Genomic DNA, 16,662 nt, shown 5'->3' on the forward strand with positions numbered 1-16,662 from the left:
CAAATTGATTCTATTGGTGATGTAAATCTATGGAATGTATTAATTAAATTTTTGAACAAACAAAATTTAGATGTTTTGTATGAAAATTTAAATCACATCCATCAAGAAGTTAAAAATGCTATGGACAATTATGTATGTATAATGGCAGATCACAAAGAAGATAATTTTTTGTATTTGTCACCGTTGCTAGCAATTATTGTTGATGTCAATATATTGATGAACAAGTTATATAAAAAAGATGTACAATTGTTTCTTATGAAGCAGAACTCTGACAGTTCTTCTAAATAGCAAAATTAGGTGATAATAAAAATAATATTGAGTTCACGGTAATAGACATAGCACTTACGCAAGACTTGACTCAAAACTTTATTCTTGCGTAGGGGTAATTCATGAATTACCCCTACTTTCGTTCTGTTTTGCGTAAGTCCTGAGACAAAAACTTTAGGCTTTAATCATTGCTTGATTGTAGCGATAAATTACACCACACAAAGCAGCTAAGAACACCCAAAACAAGGTACTTAAGCGTAAATCAAAGGTTGTAACATCGACCGTATTAAATAGTATCCAACCAATAAAAGCCAACAGATAACTAAAAAATATTAATCTATTTTCTGGTTTTAAAGATTCTGATTTCCATAGGAGTTTACTGGCAGTAATTATAATCCAAGCAAGTAACCCACAAAATAACAACGTAGTAATTAAACCTGTTTCCGCAGATAGCATTAAAAACAAATTGTGGGGATGACCTAAATCAATTTGCATTTTGGTTTTGTAGAGTCCACTAAAACTGCGTAAACCCCAACCAGTCAAAGGATGCTGTTGCGTTAAATTCCAGGCGAATTCCCACTGGGTTTTTCGCATTAACGCCACTGGTCTATCGGGATACATATCATCATTTAATCGCGCCCAGATAAAATAGGGAACGAAGCGGCGGAAAAATTGTGCGATCGCTCCTGGTGCAAAAGCTGCTAAAAGAATACTAGTGGCTATACTCACAAAACCAGCGACAATTAACCGCCAACCCTGATATAAAGCATAAGCTAAACAGGTAATGATAGCGATGACCCAACCATTGCGGGAATTGGTTAAAATCAAAGCAATAAAATTAGCAATTACCGCTATGGTTAAGAAAATAATAGGGCGGTAGTCGGCTTTAATTTGTTGTTTGAATTGTTGTTTGAATTGTTGTTTGAGTTTTTGATAGTTTTCTAGCCATAAACCCAAACCCAAAATAAAAATTGTCACCAAATAAGCTGCTAAAGTATTGGCGTGCATGAGGACAGAAGCCATACGTCCTGGTGGTTCTCCTCCTGGTGCAACTATCCAATCTATCAACACCCAAAGAAATTGTAACTTGAAAGTCCAACCCAGAAATAATTGTCCAAAGCCAATAATTACTACAGGGATAGAACCACATACCATAATCCAAGCGATTTGCCTTAATTGGGCGGCTGTTTGAATTAAAGCTGTTAATCCTGCAAATACAAAAAAATAAGGTAATAAGTTAAATAAACCCAGGAAAGCCTCTAATTTATGAGAGGCAAATCCTGTAGTTATTAACAACAATAAACTTAAAAAAGCAAATCCTTGGTGTAGAGGTCTGCGACTAATTAGGCGATATTTTTTCGCCCAAGTTATTAATGCTGCCAAAGATATGGTGACAGCCCCCAAAAATGGGTTGATTGGGAAAACAAACAACCCAAATTGAAGACTGTTCCAAGGAGTTTGCAAACTAGGTTCAGGGTGATAAAACGCCTTGTTCAAGCTAACTCCCAACATTCTGTACGGGTAAGACGAATTTGCGCTAGGGTGAAAATTGTAGGAATAATGCGACCGTAATTAGTGGCAATTGTTCTCCATCCTAAATCCGCAAAAAACCAAGTCCACATCATTGGCCCGACAAAAGCAAATATTGTCCGCACTGCACTGTAACGGGCTGCACTAATAGTCATTCCTCTGCGTGCCATTTGTGCTGTGACATAGCTTTGAAACTGTTTACTGGCTACTTGTGTTCCTGTAATTGCAGCTTCTTTAGCTACTTGATAGGTGGCAAAGTGGATAGCAAATTGACGGGCAATTTGTTTAAGTACAAAAGGTTGAACAACAGAAGTGACAGCTAAAGCACTACCGCCTTTAAAAATTAATCCCAAGGGATCTTTTTGTAATGATAGAGGTAATGGTTGTTGAATGTTTGATTTTAACAACTGACGCTGTACTTGAGTGGTGATTTTTTGTTGTTCTTTTTTTGGTAGCTGTTTCCAAACTTTTCCTAAAAGATGTAAAAAAACTTCTGCTTCTAAATCAACGGTGGCTAAATCATCAGAATAAGGAATTTTCAGATATTTACATACTTGAATTAAAGCTTGTCGGTAAGTTACTTGATCAGTGCGCCCACGTAATACCGTCATCCCATCAGCCGCTAAAAAGCGAAAGCGATTTTCTAGTGCATCTAGCCAAGCTTGACGATCTTGGCTTTGTACTTCGATGGGTTCTGGTGTGTGAACATAATCTAGTGGATTAAACTTGCGACTAAACAGAATTGCTGTTAAGTCCTGTAGTTCTTCTTCAGTGGCTAATTCTAATACTGCCCTTAGTTCATCCAATTTCCCAACCTCTCTTCCGTGCAGCTTGTCTGTACCCTATTCTACTATTAGCTTTTAAAAGTTATTGTCAAGGTTGATTTGTGAAGTATGTCAAATTCTCATATTACTGATATTGCGATTATTGGTGCAGGTATATCTGGTTTAGTCTGCGCCCAGCAGTTACGTCAAGCTGGTTATGGGGTGGTAGTTGTGGAAAAGTCTCGCGGTGTGGGGGGAAGAGTTGCTACACGCCGTTTCCAAGGAACTTGTGCGGATCATGGTGCTTGTTATCTCAAACCCCAAGGTAAATTATTGAGTCAATTTGTGGATTTATTGCAACATCGCCAAATTATTGAAGTTTGGACAGATACAGTTCATGAATTCTCAGCCAGTGAAGGTATATCTCAACCAGCAAACCTCAGTCCGCGTTATACTGCACCACAGGGAATGAGTGCGATCGCTAAATTTCTCACTCCAGGTTTAGATATATTACTCAACCAGCGCGTGGTCAAGATTAATTTCACCCCAGAAAATACTTGGCTTCTAACCTCAGAAAGCAACGAACAATTCCACACCAAAGCTTTAGTAGTAGCTATTCCTGCACCTCAAGCGGAGGATTTATTAGCACCTTTAGGTGCAGGATTATTAGGTGCTGAATTCCTGAATCATCTGCGTTCTGTGGAGTTTTATCCTTGCATCAGTGTCATGGCTGGATATTCACCCGATTCTCAACCTCTTCCTGACTGGAAAGCTTTAACTTTTAATGATCATGCAGATTTAGCATGGATTGGATTCGATAGTAGCAAGCGTACTCAGGCGGAACAACCTCATTTTGTGTTACAAAGTAGTGCGAGTTTCGCTCAACAACATCTCGAAAGCGAAAATTTACAATCTGTTGGCAATTATATGTTGCAAACAGCAGCCAAAAATCTCACACTTCCGTGGCTAGAAAATCCTGAATGGATGCAAGTACATCGCTGGCGTTATGCTTTTCCTCGCACTCCTTTAGATGTAGCTTGTTTGTCTGCTGCTAGTCCTCTACCTTTAGTTTGCTGTGGTGATTGGTGTGGTGGAAATCTGGTAGGAGGGGCAATGGTTTCAGGACTTGCTGCTGCTGCTGAAATTGATCAGCAACTGCGTCATCTACTCCCTGAAAACGGAGATTTTTTAGATTTTTTTGATCAGTCTGTCTAACAAACACTATAGCTGGCAGTATCCACAAATCAAACCAGACTAATAACTCAGCATAATCACCAGGTACATAAACGAGATATCTAAGAAGTAATGTAAATTTTATGGTGAGTTTAAGTTTACTTTAAAGTTAAGCATAATTAACATACTTTTTAGTAGCCAAAATTGATCCCTCATAGTTTATGCTTCGTTTTGTGTAGTTTTTCACTAAAATTGCCTAGATTTGAAATAATAGAATTTGTAGGGCGATAACATCGGTAATTAGGCAGTAACTAGATTCCCATTGAAAAATTTCTTCTGTAAATGGGTATCAATACTCCTCACTTAACAATGTGAAAATTGTCAGGTGGTTTGGGTAACAGGTTAAAAAATTAAGGATAAAGATTTTTCCCATTTCTCCCTTAACCGACAGTAGTGGTATGGATTGGGAATAAATATCACTGGAAAATCAATACTCTGATATTTTGCCAAAATCAAAGATTAAATTAGGGGTGTCGGGTCTAGTACGGTAAAGGGTAATAATTGCTTATCATTACCAAATTGTTATGCAGATAAATTTCTCATTGCACAAATCATTAACTGGATTAAAAAGGAGATAATAAATTATGAAAACCGTAGTCAAGTTAACACATCAATCAGTTATCGGTGAAATTGAAAGTGTTTTAGATACATATCCATACCAACCTTATCAACAGGCTTTTGCAATTCCTGACCTGCGCCAAGAGTTAATTTCCTTTGTTATTAATCGTCTTCCTTGCTTTTCCAGCGAAGTGCTTGAACAGCCAATCAGTTTAGAAGAGGATCAAAAAGATAACTCTTTACATCACAAATTATCCCGTAATCCTTTAGAACAGCAATTACATCTACAAAATTTAATTCACCAGGGAATTGTCTCAATTATCCAGCAAAAATCAGATTGGATTAGTCATCATCTTTCTGAAACAATTGAACCTGGTTGTCAAACTTCTCATTGGTTTGGTTAGTTGTCAACATTCAGCTATTAAGGGTAATGTCCACTGGCATTGCCCACAATACGTATATTTCCTGAATCAAACAAGAATTTCTGTAATCAATCTGCTAATAATAAACATAACTTAATATTTCTTAGTTAAAAAAAACTTTATTTAAGATTCTTTATAGCTAATAACACATTTTGATTAGTCTCTATTTCAGGTATACGTATACTGATTTTTTTGCTCTGATGTAATCATTGTTATGACTATGTTGATAGAATATTGACACATTACCTGGTGAGAGGTTAAAAATGTCAATAGTAAAGCTTGAACTAGAAGTATCTTCAGAAGAAATACTCAAGGCTGTTGAACAATTACACCAGCCAGATTTAGAAAAATTTGTCTCTCAAGTTATTATTTTACATACTCAAAAAAAATCTGCTAAATTGCTGAAAGATGAAGTAGAATTTTTTCTACACAATCATCACAATCTTTATAGTGATACTCCGATTTATTGCCATCAATTAATATCTAGAACAGAGGATGAAAATCTGACAGAGGAAGAGTATCGAGAATTATTACGTTTAAGTGAGCAAATAGATAAACTGCAAGCTCAACGCTTGGAATATTTGGCTGAGTTAGCCCATTTACACGGAATTTCTTTGATGGAGTTGATGCAAAATTTAGGATTTCAAACATAAACACATCAGCATTAAACAATTGACAATTGACAATGGACAATTGACAATTACCTCTCACTTCTAGGAGAAGATTGGGAAATAGAAACTGTTTGATTTTTTCTCCTTTCTAGGAGAGGTTTTAAACCTGGAACGAAACAATTATCAATTTCTACAATATGCTATGAGTTTTATTCACCTTAAAAAACAAAGCCCACTTATACACTAAGGTATCAAGTGGACTTGTTAATAATTTAAAGTGGAGCTTATGGGAATTGAACCCATGTCCAAATTGGGTATTAACCCCCCGCTCGTTCACAGGTTTAGCCTTTCTGACCCTCAAGGCGGGAATCGTTCATTATCCCGAACGTAGGATGCTCTGATTTAGTCTTAGTCAGCAAGCCAACCAGAGAACGCTTACTGAAGCATCCGTTGGGGTTAGGTCTTTAATCCTTAACGGAGTCAAATTAAAGACGCTCGAACCTAAAAGAGGTTTCTTAGGCAGCTACTAGAGCTTCCCGACGAGCAAATTTTACGATATTGTTCGCATTTACTTTTTTTTCGAGTCTTTGATTTCCGAGAGATGACTCGCTCTCGACCTGAATCACAGAGCAGCTTTCGCCAACCTGTCGAAACCGTTAAAGCCCCATGTCTTTCATACTTTTATTATAGTACGCAATTTTGCCAGTTGACAACTAAAATTTGTGTGATGGCTTAGAGTCTTGTTAAACCCAATTGGATACTGATCATATCTATTAGGATGGGAAATTGCGATATGAGTAAACCGAAAATTCTCCAAGAGGAAAGAGAATATACTTTTCGTTAGTATTTTGAGATGACATATCCACCGGAGAATATCCAGGATTTAAGGATGTACAGGATTGATTGTATCAACACAAGAGATGAGATTAGGTAACTAATAATAAGTATGATCAACTATTTAGATGTAGATGTGTGATTGCGCTCTCACCCACTCCCGTAGGCAATCGCTTTATTTACCGTATGTATTTTTTTAAGTAACTCAAGACTCATACTGATTGATTTATAATATAATCAATTCCTAATACTAGAGGTGAAACTATGACCCTTGAAGAAGCAGTTGTAGAAAATTTCCGAGAATTACCAGCAGATAAACAACAGGAGGTTTTAGACTTTATTCAATTCCTCAAACATAAATTATCAGCAAAAAAACCAAATGTTAAACCTAGTGGTGAAACTTTCTGGGAAATGACATTGCGATTTCGGTAACGTATGGAACGGGAGGGTATAGAATTTACAGATGAAGATTTTGCTAATGTAAGAGATCGCAGTCCAGGAAGGGAGATAGAACTGTGAGTTTTCGGTTTCTATTAGACACTAATATTATTTCGGAAATTAACAAAAAAATCCCTAATAAATTAGTAGTAGAGAAAATGAATAAGTACCAAAGTGAAGTGTCTACAGCTTTGGTAGTGATTCATGAATTATTATTTGGTTATTTACGTTTACCTCCTGACGCTGGAAGAAGACGTTTTTTAGCGGATTATATTCAGGAAATACCTGCTAAAATGCCAGTTTTTGATTATGATTTAAATGCTGCCAAATGGCACGCACAGGAAAGAGCTAGATTAGCAAAAATTGGTAAAACACCTGCTTTTATTGATGGACAAATTGCCAGTATTGCATTTTGCAATGATTTGATTTTAGTAACAAATAATGTGGCAGATTTCCAGGATTTTGAGGATCTGATGATTGAGAATTGGTTTATTTAGGTTAGACAATTACTTGTAAAATCCTGACATTTACCAAAATGCACGCTAACCTAATAAATAAACATACCATCCTTAACCAAAATGGCACAATTAACAATTCAACTACCAGACGAACTAGCAAACCGCTTACAACCCATATTACATCGTCTTCCAGAACTGCTTTCACAACTAATAGAAAAACATACATCAGAAACATTAACTTTAACTAATTCTAGCGATATTCCTAACACCTATACCGAAGTTTTAGACTTTCTAATTAGACAACCAACACCGGAGCAAATAGCTAAATTTAAAGTTTCAAACCAAGCACAAACACGGTTAGAAGACTTATTAGAAAAAAACCGTAGGGGTACAATTTCTGAAGCTGAAAGCAGCGAATTAGATATTTATGAACAATTAGATCAATTAATGATTTTACTAAAAGCTAGAGCTTACAGCGTAATTAAAAATGACAAATAATGCCATTTCTTTTAGTCTACGTCAATTAGTCATTGAACGCGCTCAAGGACATTGTGAATATTGTTTAATTCATCAAGACTTTTCTATTTACAGCCACGAAATTTATCATATTATTGCTGTTAAACATGGGGTCAAACTTTATCAGAAAATCTGGCTTTATCTTGTTTACCTTGTAATCGTCATAAAGGATCTGATTTTGCTACTCTTGATCCCAATAATGGGGAAATTATTCGCTTATTTAATCCCCGGTTACAACTTTGGGATGAACATTTGACATTAAAAAATGCCGAAATTATTGGTATTACTGATACTGGACAAGCTACATCACGTTTATTGATGTTTAATACTTCAAGCAGAATGCGAGCGCGTAAATTATTAATTGCTCAAAATTTGTATCCTTAATCATTAAATTTTTTGATAAAAATAGAGAATAAATTGAAATTTAAGAATTATTAATAACTGATGATTGGTCATAGTTTATTTTACAACTACCCCAATCACCAATTACTAAATTAAGTAAGTGCTTCTGCACCACCAACCACTTCCAGAAGTTCCTGGGTAATTGCGGCTTGACGGGCTTTGTTGTATGACAGAGTGAGGGTACTAATCAACTGACCAGCGTTATCACTAGCGTTACTCATTGCTGTCATCCGTGCTGCTAGTTCACTAGCTGCGGACTCTTGTAAAGCTCTTAATAACTGATTGCTCAGATACAAGGGTAACAAAGAATCTAGTATTTGTACTGGGTCTTGCTCAAACAGCATATCACGAGGCAAAGCCTTAACCTCAGTCACGACTTTTTCCCGTTCGACTTGGAACTGACCACCACGAGTTGTTAAGCGGAAGACTTCATCATCTGCTGCTTCTAAACCTTGAGTATCCAGAGGTAACAAGGTTTGCACAACAGGACGAGAACTAACTAAGGAAACGAATCTGGTGTAGACTAATTCGATTCTATCTACTTTTTCCGAGAGGAACAAAGACAGTAGTTCGTCGGCGATTTTAGTAGCTTCAGCCGCAGTGGGGATTTGTTCCAAGCCACTGAAAGTCGCATCAATGTTGTAGTTGCGACGTTGGAAGTATTGGGCTGCTTTACGTCCAACAACGACAAAGGTAACGTTTAAACCTTCGGCTTTGAGTTCCTTGGCGCGGTTTTCTGCACGGCGGATGACGTTAGAATTGTAACCACCACACAAACCACGGTCGCCGGAAACTACCAATAAACCTACAGATTTAACTTCCCGTTTTTTGAGTAGAGGTAGGTCTACGTCTTCAAACTTTAAGCGAGTTTGTAGACCAAATAATACTTGTGCCAAGCGGTCAGCAAAAGGACGGGTGGCAATAACTTGTTCTTGAGCGCGACGTACCCGCGCTGCTGCCACCAGCCGCATAGCTTCGGTGATTTTTTTGGTGTTTTTGACCGACTGAATGCGATCGCGTATTGCTTTGAGATTAGCCATAATATTTCACAAGAATTCAGAATTCAGAATTCAGAATTCAGAAGTCAGAAGTCGGGAATATTCTTACTCCTGACTCCTGACTCCTGACTCCTGACTCCTTGGTTACGCTGTAGCTAGAAATGTCTTCTTGTAATCAGCTAAGGCTGCTTTTAATGCAGATTCTTCTGCATCACCAAGAACTTTGCTGCCTTGTACAGCTTGGTAGTAGGAGTTACTGCCACCCTTCAAGTATTCACGGAAGCCGCTTACAAAGCTGGTAACTTGACTGGTAGCAATATCATCTAAATAACCATTAATACCAGCGTACAGAATGGCTACTTGTTCAGCTACGGACAGAGGATCGTTTTGGGGCTGTTTCAGCAGTTCCCGTAGACGGACACCACGTGCCAATTGGTCTTGGGTGGCTTTATCTAAGTCAGAAGCAAATTGAGCAAAAGCTTGTAAGTCGTCAAACTGAGCTAATTCCAGTTTAATCTTACCGGCAACTTTTTTCATTGCCTTGGTTTGTGCTGCTGAACCTACACGGGATACGGAGATACCGGGGTTTACAGCGGGACGGATACCAGAGTTGAACAAGTCAGAAGACAAGAAAATCTGACCGTCGGTGATGGAAATTACGTTGGTAGGAATGTATGCAGATACGTCACCAGCTTGGGTTTCAATGATAGGTAGAGCAGTCATGCTACCTTTACCTAATTCATCGCTGAGTTTAGCAGCACGTTCCAACAAGCGGGAGTGGATGTAGAATACGTCTCCAGGATACGCTTCCCGTCCGGGTGGACGACGTAGCAGCAAGGACATTTGGCGATAAGCCTGAGCTTGCTTGGAAAGGTCATCGTAAATTACTAAGGTCGCCTTGCCTTTGTACATGAAGTATTCAGCAATGGTAGCGCCTGTGTAGGGTGCGAGGAATTGTAGAGTGGCTGGGTCACTGGCGTTAGCAGCTACAACTACGGTGTAGTCCATCGCGCCTTTTTCTTGTAGGGTTTGGACTACGTTAGCAACGGTGGAAGCTTTTTGACCGATCGCTACGTAAACGCAAACTACATCTTCACCTTTTTGGTTGATGATGGTGTCAATTGCGATCGCAGTTTTACCAGTTTGACGGTCGCCGATAATCAACTCCCGCTGACCCCGACCGATGGGAATCATGGAGTCAATAGCGGTGATACCGGTTTGCATGGGTTCGTGTACGGAACGACGAGCAATAATACCGGGTGCTGGGGATTCAATCAAACGGCTTTCGGTGGTTTTTAGTTCACCTTTACCATCAATGGCGCGGCCTAAAGCATCTACAACTCTACCAATGAGAACTTCACCTACACCTACTTGGGCAATTTTCCCAGTTGCTCTGACAGAACTACCTTCTTGGATGTCCCGACCTTCTCCCATCAGTACCGCGCCCACGTTATCTTCTTCTAAGTTTTGGGCGATACCAACAGTACCATCTTCAAATTCTAACAGTTCTCCCGCCATAGCCTTGTCTAGACCATAGATCCGGGCAATACCGTCACCTACTTGTAGAACTGTACCAACATTAGCAACTTTAACCTCTTGGTCATATTGCTCGATTTGCTGTTGGATAATGCTGCTGATTTCGTCTGGTCTAATGGAAATGCTCATGTGCCTATCTTTAATTTTCTTTCGAGACAGAAGAAGTTATTGGTAATTGAATTTTGGATTTTGGATTTTGGATTTAAGTTTGGGTTTTCAATAATTAGACAAAACTTAATTGTTCTAATTACCTGCTCCCTCATCTAAAATCTAAAATCTAAAATCTAAAATTACTCATTACCCAACATTAATTACTGCTTAAGCGCAAGGAAAGGCGACGCAGTTGACCGCGCAAACTAGCGTCAATCACCTGAGATCCTACTTTGATAATCACACCACCAATTAAATCGGGGTCTATTTTAGCTTCTAGTTCCACTTCCCGGGCTTTGGTGATAGCGAGTACCTTTTCTTTGACTGCTTGCTGTTGAGCTTCTGTCAAAGGAATCGCCGAAGTTACTTCCGCTAATACGGTTTGATTCAGCTGTCTGAGCAATGCTAAATACTGCTCTAGAATTGGTTCCAAGAAAGAAATGCGTCGTCTGTCAACCAGCAACAGCAAAAAGTTACGTAGGTAAGGACTAACTCCTTCCCCAAGCACTTGTTTGAGCAGATTTTTCTTGTTTTCAGGCTGAATAAAGGGGTTGTCTAGAAACCCTTGTAGCTCGTTGTTAGCTGCCAGCAAGCTCAGGAAAGTCCGTGCATCTGCCCCAAAATCTTCTGTTAAGTTTTTCGATTGTGCCAGGGACAGTAGTGCCTGAGAGTAAGGCTGGGCTATTTCAGCTGTTGCTGCATTATTTTTCATCTTTAGCCTCCCAATTGTGCGATGCTACGTTCAATTAAGGTTTGTTGAGCATCGTCACCAATGCCTTGTTGGAGTCGCTCGTCTACTTTCTGTAGTGCTTGAGCAACTACTCTTTGGCGCAATTGAGCGATCGCTCGCTCTCTTTCGGCATTTAAATCAGCAGCAGCAGTTTCTTTCAGACGTTCTACGTCTAAAGCTGCCCGTGCTAAAATAGCTTCTTTCGCTTTTTGAGCATTTGTTTCCGCAGCTTGGCGAAGACGTTGTGCTTCTGCCTCTGCTTGGGTTAACTGCTCTTGCGCTTGCGCTAAGGACGTTTTTGCTTCCTGCAAGCGTTGTTCGACTTCCTGAATGTCACTTTCAATTTTTGACCGCCGCTCGTTCAGGATATTGGTTAAAACTTTACGTCCAAAGTAGAATAGTATGCCTATCAGAATTGCTAGGTTAATTAGATTGGTTTCGAGAATGTCAAAGTTAAGACCGAAACCACCTTCTGCTGCGCCTTCTGCCAATTCAGAGTGAACAGCGTTCGCTTCTGCGGCAAGTAATAAGAAATTGCCCATGTTACCCATCTACAAAGTGCGCTGCTCGGTTGTGAATACGTTGAATTTTCCCCCAAATGAAAAGTGTTTGTTTTGACACTTAACTTGAGGGTTTTAGGACTAGCGCCCTTTTGAGCTTATGCTTTCACATAACCAGTGTGGTGGGACACAAATTCCGGCTCTATTTAACTAGAGCAGGTCCCAATAGTTTTTCTAGAATCTGCCTGCTGAGGGCATCAACTTGTCCTTCTAAGGTACTCATCGCTGCCTGTTTTTGTTGCTCTATTTCACGAGCAGCCTGTTCTCGTTGAGCTTGAGCTTCTTGTTGAGCTTCGGCGATTTTCTGAGCAGTAATATTCTTAGCTTCAGTCTGAGCTGCTTCTAGAGTGACTTGCGACTGTTTGCGAGCTGAGGCTAACTGCTGCTCATATTCTTTGCTTAGGCGTTCAGCTTTTGCCAAGCGTTCACGAGCGTCAAGGTTATTAGTGCGGATGTAATTATCGCGGTCGTCTAGTACCTTGGTCAGAGGCTTGTAGAAAATTACATTCAGCAAAGCTGCCAACAGCAGGAACTGCAATGCCATCAAAGGCAAGGTAGCATCGAAATCAAACATTTCTCTCCTCTCTGGCTGGAATAGCAACTTTCATGGCCAGCAAAATTATCCAGCCTTTAATATTTTTAGGAACCCCATAGCCAAAAAGGGGCAACTTAACATCACGAACAATCCAAATCCCAAATTCTTAGATGTAGAGGCGCGTTGATGCCTAGTAGTTAATTACTAGACATCAATCACGTCTTCACACTAAAAAAAATCTTGAGGTCTTAGGAAAATGGGTTAGCAAACAGTAATACTAGCGCGATCACCAGACCATAAATTGTCAGGGATTCCATGAACGCTAAGGTTAAAAGTAGTGTGCCGCGAATTTTTCCTTCTGCTTCGGGCTGACGAGCAATACCTTCTACTGCTTGACCAGCAGCGTTACCTTGACCAATACCAGGTCCAATTGCAGCTAAACCGATAGCGAGAGCAGCAGCTAATACTGAAGCAGCAGAAACTAATGGATCCATGACGATTTTCCTTGCTTTAATTACAGAAATGACAAAAGTACGTTAACTACTAGAGGCGTGTTTTTCACGCTGGACCGAGTTTTCAAATCGCTATTGCGATGTTTTGAGCAGGAAGCTCGTCTGATAGTGCAACGTGGCGTAAGCCATACTGTGCTATCAACTGAGGGCGTTAATGATGCTCCTCATGTCCTTCTTCGCTGTGTCCTTCCATGGCCTCATGAATGTATGCTCCGGCTAGGGTTGCAAACACCAGGGCTTGAATAGCACTGGTAAATAAACCTAGAGCCATTACAGGCAGAGGCACAAAGAGAGGAACTAACAGCACCAATACCGCTACAACTAGCTCGTCCGCCAATATATTTCCGAAAAGACGGAAGCTTAGGGAGAGGGGCTTGGTAAAATCTTCTAGAATTGCAATTGGCAATAGAACGGGTGTTGGCTCTATATATTTCTTAAAGTAACCTAAACCACGCTTGCTAAAACCGGCGTAAAAATACGCTAGGGAAGTTAGCAATGCCAATGCGACTGTTGTATTGATGTCGTTGGTGGGGGCTGCGAGTTCACCTGATGGCAACTTGATCAGTTTCCAAGGTATGAGCGCACCTGACCAATTTGATACGAAGATAAACAAAAACAACGTGCCGATAAATGGCACCCAAGGGCGATACTCTTTCTCACCCAGTTGGTTTTTTGCTAAGTCCCGAATAAATTCTAGGGCATATTCCATCAAATTTTGTATGCCACTAGGAATTTTTTGGGCGTTTCTAGTTGCGGCTAGTGAAGCTACTACTAGAATGGATATCACAAACCATGAGGTAAGAAATACTTGCCCATGTATTTTCAGGTTGCCTAATTGCCAGTAGAAGTGATGACCTACTTCCAATTCGGCGAGGGGAAAAGAACTAAAGGCGTTTAAGACATCAAGCATTAGCATTCTTCAAGATTTTTCCCCAAAATTCGAGGATTGGAGGATTGTCTTTAGTGAGCCTGACTGTTAAGAATCAGGAATGAACACAGTTTGCGCCATATAGACAAGGAGCGTTGCTTTGTAGGTGAGAAATCCGAAGAATATGGGCAGAATATGTAGCTCGTGCCATTGACTTGCTAATATAATCGGCAACATAATCAGGGCAAAACGACTTTTGTTGAGTTGCTTTTTTTCACCACCAAGTCGCTCAACGTCTTTAGCCAGCATTTTTAAGTAAACCACACCTGTACACGCCCCAATCAAATAATTTAGGGCAATGTTTAAGGAATAAACAATCCACACAGAGATAAAAATAATCCCCGTCAACACAAGTGTGATTACCAGCAGATGCTGATAAAGTTGATAAAACTCCTGCATAGAGGAATCAACTGGTTCTGTATCCTCAAAACCAGGTTGACTATCTTGTCGTGTTGTCGGAGTGGGGGCAATCGGTTCTTCTGACAAGCTCACGGGACTTGAAACCAGTACAGCTAAATATGGTTGACTGCACATTCAGTCAGCTGAATCATATCACGTTCTGGTAACAATACTTTAGAAAAAAACAATTAACTTATTTTTGAGGGAACAGGGAACAGTGAAGAAGTCAACTATTTTCTCCCCATCTCCTATACCCTCTCGCTAGGTATTAGTAAGAGTAGTTGCTGTTTGAGGAGGTTTCTGACTTTGTTTAAGTCTAACTCGACTTGGGCTAAAATTTCAGCCAATGTGGCATTACCATCACATTTTTGCATAAACTCTAGTTCGGCTGTTGATAAGTTAACTATCTGGTAATCATAGTTAAATAAACATTGACTGGGAAATCCATCTATGCATGGGTTAAGTTCGGGAATGGCTGCTAATAGGCTGTTATCATCTGACCAGTCAGTTTTGGTGATGGGGGGACGACCAAGGAAAAATTCGTAATGGGTTACTTCTGGGTCTAGTACTTCTATCAAGCGATAACGTTCTCTTTCACTCAATTCTCCAGCGCGTTCCATTAAATCTGGTGCTTTACCCAACAGTCTTTCTAACTGCCAAAATCCCGGATTGGAGAAGCCAATAAATTCTAACCCGGAAGCATCAATTAATTCAAATAATGTATCAATGTTGTAATCCGTTTCCTGGGGATGGACGTACATATCAGCAAAACATTCATCCTGCTGGTTTTCTAAAGACCAGCGTTCTTTTTCTCGCTTGACTATTCGGTTCTTTTCTGGTAATGAAGCAAATATTTTTCTACCGACTTGCACACCATCACGGTAGTCACCGCGTTTGTTTCCTTGGAGAAGTGCGATCGCTTTTTGCATGAGTTGAATTTCCCAGCGTCCCAATTCTCCATAGACAAAAATGTGCATTAGTCCACCGGGAGCTAATTTTTTGGCTAAGGCTTGGATACCACGTATGGGGTCTGGTAGGTGATGCAATACACCAACACAGTTGATTAAATCAAATTCACCTGGTATTTGTTCGACATCATATATACTCAGGTGATGAAATTCTACACGGTCAGCACCAGAACTTTGACAGCGTTTTTTTGCTACTTCTAGAGTACCAGCACTTAAATCAATTCCTACTACCTGTGCGTGGGGGTTGAGATGTACTAAATATTCAGTTCCGACTCCTGAACCACAACCAGCATCAAGGATGCGGATATCTTGTTTTTGTGGTTTTCTACCTGTGCAGAAGTTGTAAGCAGCTAACCAATTCCAACGCCAATTGTATCCTGGTGGTGGTTCATCGAGGATGGGTTCGGGGGGGAAGGGGTAGGTGTCGTAGAGTTTCGCAACAGCAGCACTTACTTGGGAGTCGGACATATTCGGGATTAACGCAGCATTTTTGAGTTTAGCGGATGGTGGGATTTTGGGGAAGGTTGTTACTAGGATTTTCAGGTAAATGAAAGTGATAGATTTATGTGATCTACTTTACTTCCTGCACTTCTCCCAAGCGAGTAAAGCGAATTTCAATTCGTCGTCTTGTTACGTCTTCTTTACGTGCTATTCCTGCAAATTGTCCATTTGGTAATATTAATTGTGCCGCAGAATAAGCACGAAATGATAATCCAGAAAGTCTACCTTCTTTTTTTTGAATATCACGCAGTACCTTGACAACTGACAAAGCCCGCATCAGTCCTAAATCAGCATTAGAACCTGCTTGTAATTTCCCTACTGGTAAGCTACCACCAACTACCTTTTCTAAATTGACATCTAAATTACTTCCTACATTACCATTAGGTTGTCCATCTGTGTGTCCAATTATTTCCACAACGTTAATACCATATTGTTTAGTTCTAGTTTCTATTTCCGGTACTATTTGTTGCAAGATGTAATTTGACATTTTTGGTGGTATTTCCGCACTTCCCGATGCAAATCTATAAGCACCTTCATCTTTGATAATTATGATTGGTGGTGTATCTGTTAATTGTTGTGGCGTTTTGATTTGAGTTTGTAAATATTTGACTTGCTGTTCTAATTGTTTGACTTTTAAAGCTAAATTAACTGAGTTTTGTGTAGGATTTTTATTGATTTGTGATATGATAATAGTTAAAAATAAAAATAAAACTAATATCATAAACGCATTGGACATCAAATCAGTAAATGCTTGCCAAACATTTAAATCTTCGTTATATTCAGTGTAGCGTGAACGACGAGCCATAAGTTAA

At 39.6% G+C, this 16,662-nt stretch carries 21 protein-coding genes and 1 other RNA gene; 9 read left to right on the top strand and 13 right to left on the bottom strand.

The window, feature by feature from the left end; translation table 11 throughout:
* Window positions 1-288 (top strand): hypothetical protein (locus A0J48_RS27170; protein WP_234301045.1); only part of this gene is annotated, 288 nt, incomplete at its 5' end.
* Between the two features lie 153 nt (window positions 289-441).
* On the opposite strand, the gene A0J48_RS20230 is transcribed toward A0J48_RS27170, so the two are convergent.
* Entirely contained in the window at window positions 442-1,779 is a 1,338-nt protein-coding gene (locus A0J48_RS20230) for an O-antigen ligase family protein (RefSeq protein WP_200326301.1), read from the bottom strand.
* Window positions 1,761-2,603, bottom strand: a complete 843-nt coding sequence (locus A0J48_RS20235) for a YaaW family protein (RefSeq protein ID WP_200326303.1) — start codon at window positions 2,601-2,603, stop codon at window positions 1,761-1,763. Before A0J48_RS20235 ends, A0J48_RS20230 begins: the two co-directional genes overlap by 19 nt.
* Window positions 2,604-2,705: 102 nt before the next feature.
* On the opposite strand from A0J48_RS20235, the gene A0J48_RS20240 reads away from it, so the two are divergent.
* The 3 genes from A0J48_RS20240 (at window position 2,706) to A0J48_RS20250 (ending at window position 5,427) form a co-directional block, all read left to right on the top strand.
* Window positions 2,706-3,776, top strand: coding sequence for an NAD(P)/FAD-dependent oxidoreductase (locus A0J48_RS20240; RefSeq protein WP_200326347.1), 1,071 nt, complete (start codon window positions 2,706-2,708; stop codon window positions 3,774-3,776).
* A 602-nt stretch (window positions 3,777-4,378) separates the two neighbouring features.
* On the top strand, window positions 4,379-4,756 hold the full coding sequence (locus tag A0J48_RS20245; protein WP_200326305.1) for a hypothetical protein: 378 nt from the start codon (window positions 4,379-4,381) through the stop codon (window positions 4,754-4,756).
* 281 nt (window positions 4,757-5,037) lie between these two features.
* The gene (locus A0J48_RS20250) at window positions 5,038-5,427 is read left to right on the top strand and encodes an STAS/SEC14 domain-containing protein (protein WP_200326307.1); all 390 of its coding nucleotides are present in this window, start codon (window positions 5,038-5,040) and stop codon (window positions 5,425-5,427) included.
* A gap of 233 nt (window positions 5,428-5,660) precedes the next feature.
* Here A0J48_RS20250 and ssrA read toward each other — a convergent pair.
* Window positions 5,661-6,051: a transfer-messenger RNA gene (ssrA, locus tag A0J48_RS20255) on the bottom strand.
* A 432-nt stretch (window positions 6,052-6,483) separates the two neighbouring features.
* Between ssrA and A0J48_RS20260 the strand changes: the two genes are divergently transcribed.
* The 5 genes from A0J48_RS20260 (at window position 6,484) to A0J48_RS27505 (ending at window position 8,015) form a co-directional block, all read left to right on the top strand.
* Window positions 6,484-6,651 carry a DUF2281 domain-containing protein gene (locus A0J48_RS20260; protein ID WP_200326309.1) on the top strand — a complete coding sequence of 56 codons (168 nt, stop codon included), beginning with the start codon at window positions 6,484-6,486 and terminating at the stop codon, window positions 6,649-6,651.
* A gap of 83 nt (window positions 6,652-6,734) precedes the next feature.
* Window positions 6,735-7,154 carry a type II toxin-antitoxin system VapC family toxin gene (locus tag A0J48_RS20265; protein ID WP_200326311.1) on the top strand — a complete coding sequence of 140 codons (420 nt, stop codon included), beginning with the start codon at window positions 6,735-6,737 and terminating at the stop codon, window positions 7,152-7,154.
* A gap of 81 nt (window positions 7,155-7,235) precedes the next feature.
* Entirely contained in the window at window positions 7,236-7,613 is a 378-nt protein-coding gene (locus tag A0J48_RS20270) for a hypothetical protein (RefSeq protein ID WP_200326313.1), read from the top strand.
* A complete protein-coding gene (locus A0J48_RS20275) occupies window positions 7,603-7,887 on the top strand; it encodes a hypothetical protein (RefSeq protein WP_234301047.1) in 285 nt (94 codons plus the stop codon). Before A0J48_RS20270 ends, A0J48_RS20275 begins: the two co-directional genes overlap by 11 nt.
* Complete coding sequence (locus A0J48_RS27505) at window positions 7,884-8,015, top strand: hypothetical protein (protein ID WP_267910322.1); 132 nt, start codon at window positions 7,884-7,886, stop codon at window positions 8,013-8,015. The genes A0J48_RS20275 and A0J48_RS27505 overlap by 4 nt, the downstream gene beginning before the upstream one ends.
* A 110-nt stretch (window positions 8,016-8,125) precedes the next feature.
* On the opposite strand, the gene A0J48_RS20280 is transcribed toward A0J48_RS27505, so the two are convergent.
* The 10 genes from A0J48_RS20280 to A0J48_RS20325 form a co-directional block, all read right to left on the bottom strand.
* Window positions 8,126-9,073: a F0F1 ATP synthase subunit gamma gene (locus tag A0J48_RS20280; protein ID WP_200326314.1), complete on the bottom strand. Its 948-nt coding sequence runs from the start codon at window positions 9,071-9,073 to the stop codon at window positions 8,126-8,128.
* Window positions 9,074-9,175: 102 nt separating this feature from the next.
* Window positions 9,176-10,696 (bottom strand): F0F1 ATP synthase subunit alpha, encoded by a 1,521-nt coding sequence (gene atpA, locus A0J48_RS20285; RefSeq protein WP_200326316.1) that lies wholly within the window; start codon window positions 10,694-10,696, stop codon window positions 9,176-9,178.
* Window positions 10,697-10,874: 178 nt separating this feature from the next.
* Entirely contained in the window at window positions 10,875-11,429 is a 555-nt protein-coding gene (gene atpH, locus A0J48_RS20290; RefSeq protein ID WP_200326318.1) for an ATP synthase F1 subunit delta, read from the bottom strand.
* 2 nt (window positions 11,430-11,431) lie between these two features.
* Entirely contained in the window at window positions 11,432-11,998 is a 567-nt protein-coding gene (locus A0J48_RS20295) for a F0F1 ATP synthase subunit B (RefSeq protein ID WP_200326320.1), read from the bottom strand.
* A gap of 151 nt (window positions 11,999-12,149) precedes the next feature.
* Window positions 12,150-12,581, bottom strand: coding sequence for a F0F1 ATP synthase subunit B' (locus A0J48_RS20300; protein ID WP_200326322.1), 432 nt, complete (start codon window positions 12,579-12,581; stop codon window positions 12,150-12,152).
* A 209-nt stretch (window positions 12,582-12,790) separates the two neighbouring features.
* On the bottom strand, window positions 12,791-13,036 hold the full coding sequence (gene atpE / locus A0J48_RS20305) for an ATP synthase F0 subunit C (RefSeq protein ID WP_008233924.1): 246 nt from the start codon (window positions 13,034-13,036) through the stop codon (window positions 12,791-12,793).
* A 169-nt stretch (window positions 13,037-13,205) separates the two neighbouring features.
* On the bottom strand, window positions 13,206-13,970 hold the full coding sequence (gene atpB, locus A0J48_RS20310; protein WP_200326324.1) for a F0F1 ATP synthase subunit A: 765 nt from the start codon (window positions 13,968-13,970) through the stop codon (window positions 13,206-13,208).
* 60 nt (window positions 13,971-14,030) lie between these two features.
* On the bottom strand, window positions 14,031-14,516 hold the full coding sequence (locus A0J48_RS20315) for an ATP synthase subunit I (RefSeq protein ID WP_200326326.1): 486 nt from the start codon (window positions 14,514-14,516) through the stop codon (window positions 14,031-14,033).
* Between the two features lie 113 nt (window positions 14,517-14,629).
* The gene (locus A0J48_RS20320; RefSeq protein WP_200326328.1) at window positions 14,630-15,817 is read right to left on the bottom strand and encodes a class I SAM-dependent methyltransferase; all 1,188 of its coding nucleotides are present in this window, start codon (window positions 15,815-15,817) and stop codon (window positions 14,630-14,632) included.
* Window positions 15,818-15,920: 103 nt separating this feature from the next.
* A complete protein-coding gene (locus tag A0J48_RS20325) occupies window positions 15,921-16,655 on the bottom strand; it encodes an OmpA/MotB family protein (RefSeq protein ID WP_200326335.1) in 735 nt (244 codons plus the stop codon).
* Window positions 16,656-16,662: the final 7 nt, after the last annotated feature.

The organism is Sphaerospermopsis aphanizomenoides BCCUSP55, from assembly GCF_001586785.1.
GTDB lineage: Bacteria > Cyanobacteriota > Cyanobacteriia > Cyanobacteriales > Nostocaceae > Sphaerospermopsis_A > Sphaerospermopsis_A aphanizomenoides_A.